The sequence below is a fragment of the Flavobacterium sp. 9 genome (genome assembly GCF_002754195.1).
In the GTDB taxonomy this organism is placed as follows: Bacteria; Bacteroidota; Bacteroidia; order Flavobacteriales; family Flavobacteriaceae; genus Flavobacterium.
On the sequence record NZ_PEEU01000001.1, the window covers coordinates 2994536 to 2998881 of the forward strand.

3 protein-coding genes are annotated in these 4346 nt (G+C 32.7%); all 3 read right to left on the reverse strand.

Annotation, left to right across the window (positions count from 1 at the left end; genetic code table 11):
• Window positions 1–18: 18 nt before the first annotated feature.
• A complete protein-coding gene (locus CLU81_RS12315) occupies window positions 19–1860 on the reverse strand; it encodes a LysM peptidoglycan-binding domain-containing protein (protein WP_099710081.1) in 1842 nt (613 codons plus the stop codon).
• 110 nt (window positions 1861–1970) lie between these two features.
• The gene (gene pgk, locus CLU81_RS12320) at window positions 1971–3158 is read right to left on the reverse strand and encodes a phosphoglycerate kinase (RefSeq protein WP_099710082.1); all 1188 of its coding nucleotides are present in this window, start codon (window positions 3156–3158) and stop codon (window positions 1971–1973) included.
• A gap of 167 nt (window positions 3159–3325) precedes the next feature.
• Window positions 3326–4303: a type IX secretion system membrane protein PorP/SprF gene (locus CLU81_RS12325; RefSeq protein WP_233209698.1), complete on the reverse strand. Its 978-nt coding sequence runs from the start codon at window positions 4301–4303 to the stop codon at window positions 3326–3328.
• Between the last annotated feature and the right edge of the window lie 43 nt (window positions 4304–4346).

Here is a 4346-nt window from a genome sequence, read left to right on the forward strand (position 1 = left end):
TTTAAATAAGATTTTTTATTATCCGTTTATTTTAAGCTTCATTCCGGGTTTAATATCTCCATCTTTAATATTATTCCATTTTTTAATATCTGAAATGGTTATTCCAGGATATTTTTTTGAAATACTATATAATGAATCTCCTTTTTTAACGTAATAATCTTCTCCTAAGCTTTTTGCAGAAGCTGCTTTTTTCTTAAACGGATCGATATTATTTACTACTACAGCCGTTGAAACATTGTTTCCTTCAACAACAGTAACAATTTTAGAGATAACTAATGTTTTTCCTAATCCAACATTGTTTGATGTTAGATTGTTAAGATCTTTTAGGTCCGCAACAGTCGTACCAAATTTTTTGGCAATGCTGCCTAAATTATCTCCGGCAACTACAACATATTCCTGATTTACTGTGTTTGATTTTTCATTCTCATCAGAAGATGCAATTGCTGTTTCTGTATTTTTATCAACTACAGGATTAGATTTTATGTCTTCAGTATTTTTAGCAATTGGATCAACATCTGATTTAATCTTTAATGTTCTTCCTAATGCAACTGCATTTGATTTAAGATTGTTCCACTTTTTTAAGTCTGCAACATTTACATTATACTTTTCAGCAATGGTACTTAAATTATCACCTTTTCTAATTTTGTATAACTGAATATCTTTAGCCAGTTCTGGTTTCTCTTTTGCAAAAGGTTTTCCTTTTGGAGCTACTTTTAATGCTAATTGTGCAGGAAGAGTTCTTCTTTGTGATTGATAAGCAACGTAATTATAGATCTTATCTTCGTTTGAAGCAAATGTGGCAATTTTATCTTTCGGTAAACGCAAGAAATGCGGTTCTCCCTGATAATAAGGCACAACATTTAATTTATAAGATGGATTTAAAAGTTGTATCTGAGCTTGTGGCATGTCTAACAAATCTGCGATTTGTTTGAATGTCATTTCTCTTTTAATATTGATTGTGTCAGTTTCAAAATTTTTAACGACTGCTCTTTCCGGGTTAATTCCGTGTTCTTTATGATATTCAAAAAGATACATTGTTGCTAAGAAAGCTGGAACATAACCTTGTGTTTCTTTTGGAAGATAATTGCGGATGTCCCAGTAGCTTGTTTTTCCGCCAGAGCGACGAATTGCTTTTGTAACATTTCCTGGTCCTGAATTATAAGATGCTAAAACCAGTTCCCAATCGCCAAAGATGTTATACATCTTGGTCATATATTCTGATGCTGCGGCTGTAGCTTTAAGTGGATCGCTACGTTCGTCTATATAAGAATCAATTTTAAGTGCGTATTGTTTTCCGGTTCCGTACATGAATTGCCAAAGTCCGGTGGCGCCCATTTTAGAAACTGCTTTAGGGTTTAAAGCAGATTCTACAACGGCTAAATATTTAATTTCTAAGGGAACATTTTGTTTGGCAAAAGCGTCCTCAAAAATTGGGAAATAATATTCTGATAAAGCCATTAATCGAGAAAACGATTTTTTACGATTCTTAAGAAATGACTTTATTATATTTTCTAATCCTTGATTGTATTCAATCTCAAAGGGTGATTTCTCATTCATCGCCGTAAGTCGTTGTTTGAGCAACTCTGTTGGCAATTCTTCATCAACGGTAACGTCTGTGTTGATGGTTTGAATGTCTTTTGTCAGATCGTCATAGATATCTAAACTTGTTAATTCTTTCATCCAAAGACTGTCTACTCGAGTAGCAACATCATCTTTTTTGAAAGTACTTTTAACTGAATCCAGATAAGATAACTTTACTTCTGGTTTAATTTCTACTGTTGATGTTGTTGGAACTACCTGTGCAAACATCGACATCGAAAAAAAAGCGGAAACCACTATTGATATTTTTTTTACAATCATATAACATTTTTTTAAAATCCTATAATTCAAATAATTACAGAAGTCTTACTTTTGCAAACTTAAACAGATTAACGATGAAAAATACGCAAAAAAATGTTAATTGTGATATTTTAGTCTAAAATCGCGGCGATTCCAGGTAAAACTCTTCCTTCTAACATTTCTAGCATTGCCCCGCCACCAGTGGAAACGTAGCTCATTTTGTCTTCAAAACCAAACTGTTTTACTGCTGCAACTGAATCTCCTCCACCAACTAGTGAAAAAGCTCCGTTTTGAGTAGCTTCTGCGATATAATCACCTAATGCAATTGTTCCTTTAGAGAAAGTTTCCATTTCAAAAACTCCTAATGGACCATTCCATAAGATAGTTTTTGATTCTAAAATTACTTTCTTGAAGTTCTCTAAAGATTTAGGACCTGCGTCAAGACCTTGCCATCCGTCAGGAATTTCTCTTACGTCAACCACTTGTGTATTTGCTGTATTTGAGAAATCATCTGCTGCAATTACGTCAACCGGAATGTGAATTTGTACTCCTTTTTCTTTAGCTAATCTTAAAATTTCAAGTGCTAATTCTTGTTTATCATCTTCACAGATAGAATCTCCAATTTTACCACCCAATGCTTTAACAAATGTAAATGTCATACCACCACCAATGATCATATGATCTACTTTGTCAAGTATGTTTTCGATAACTGTAATTTTCGAAGAAACTTTTGATCCTCCTAAAACTGCTGTTACTGGTTTTTCACTGTTTTTAAGAACTTTATTTAAACTTTCAATTTCTTTAGCCAATAATGTTCCGAAACATTTTTCTGTTGGAAAAAATTGTGCAATAATTGTAGTCGAAGCGTGTGCTCTGTGTGCTGTTCCAAATGCATCGTTCACATAGATATCTCCAAGTGACGCTAATTCTTTTGCAAAAGCAACATCTCCAGCTTCTTCTTCTGCATGAAAACGTAAATTTTCTAATAATAAAACTTCTCCTGGTTGTAAATTTTTAGCAGCGGTTTGAGCTACTTCTCCAACACAGTTTTCAGCAAACTTAACCTGAACTCCTAAAATTTCAGAAGCTGTTTTTAAAATGTGTTTTAATGAATATTTTTCTTCAGCACCTTTTGGTCTTCCTAAATGCGACATCAAAATTACACTTCCGCCTTGAGCTAAAATTGCATCAATTGTAGGCTTTGCAGCTTCGATACGTGTTGCATCTGTTACATTAAAATTCTCATCCAGTGGCACATTAAAATCAACACGGATAATTGCTTTTTTATTTTTAAAATCGAAATCGTTTAAAGTTTTCATTTTGATAATTTTTTAATTTTTCTGATAGAAAAACAAATATAGAACTTTTAGAGTAGTAATAAATTTGAAAAATCTAAAAATAATATACCATTAACAACGAAAACGTTGTAATTTATGAAAATAAACAAATTAAGTATTAAAATTGCTAAAAATGCTTACAGATCTAATTAATCGTGAACCGGACCTTGCGTACAAGGACAGTTACTAATAGATTGTAAGAAATCGAATCCGATAGTTATTACGTGTGTACCGGTATTGTAAGCTCCAAGATCATTGAACATTACCTGATATGAATATCCAAAATAAAATTTAGATTTCATGAATCCGGCCATTGGTCCAACTGATAATGGTTTTGGAAACTGGTCGTTTAGGAAACGATATGAAACTCCTATCCAATAATAATCTTCGTAACGATTGTAACGTCTGTACTTAAAGTTTAAATCGGTTGAAGATCGTTTATCACTGGCAAAGTATTGAAAATACACTGATGGTTCATATTCAATACGACTGTTCTCTTTATCTCTAAAAGTAAAACCTGAATAAACCTGATAATTAGAAAGCAGATTAGGCTCTACTCCTCTGTACTTAGTTGTATTTTTCTTTAAGACGTTATTCGCATTAAAACTTACAAAAAAGTCTTTATTACGGTACAAAGCACTAATATCAAAGTTATTATTTGCATTATAACGATTATCTGTAACACTTGGATCAATTACAGGATGTTCGTATGGATCTGTGTTAAACTCATCTGTATCGATTTTGAACGTATTAAAGTTGTACGAAATTCCAAATGACAAATACTGTTTTGAATAGTAATCCAGAATAATATGATGTGCAAAAGAAACTTTAGCACCGGTTTGTCTTGTATATCCGTTTTTATCATTGTAAAGCGAGATACCAACACCAGAACGGTCCAAAACTCTAAAATCGACATATAGCGATTGATTCTCTGGTGCATCTTTTATTCCAACCCATTGGGTTAATCCATTAGCTCTAATCCTAAGATTATCACCAATACCTGCATATGCAGGAGAAAGCACAAAAGGGTTATCAGCCAAATACTGGGTAAACACTGGTAGGTTTAACTCTTGGCTGTAACTTGTTGTTACAGCCATGAGTACTAAGGATAAAATTAATTTTTTCATTGTAATAATTTTTTTAGATAACATCATAGGGGCTATTATTTTG

Bases quoted from the DNA above. Each gene is read 5' to 3' on its own strand.
- CLU81_RS12315 (WP_099710081.1), bottom strand. From the start codon at position 1,860: ATGATTGTAAAAAAAATATCAATAGTGGTTTCCGCTTTTTTTTCGATG.
- pgk (WP_099710082.1), bottom strand. From the start codon at position 3,158: ATGAAAACTTTAAACGATTTCGATTTTAAAAATAAAAAAGCAATTATC.
- CLU81_RS12325 (WP_233209698.1), bottom strand. From the start codon at position 4,303: ATGAAAAAATTAATTTTATCCTTAGTACTCATGGCTGTAACAACAAGT.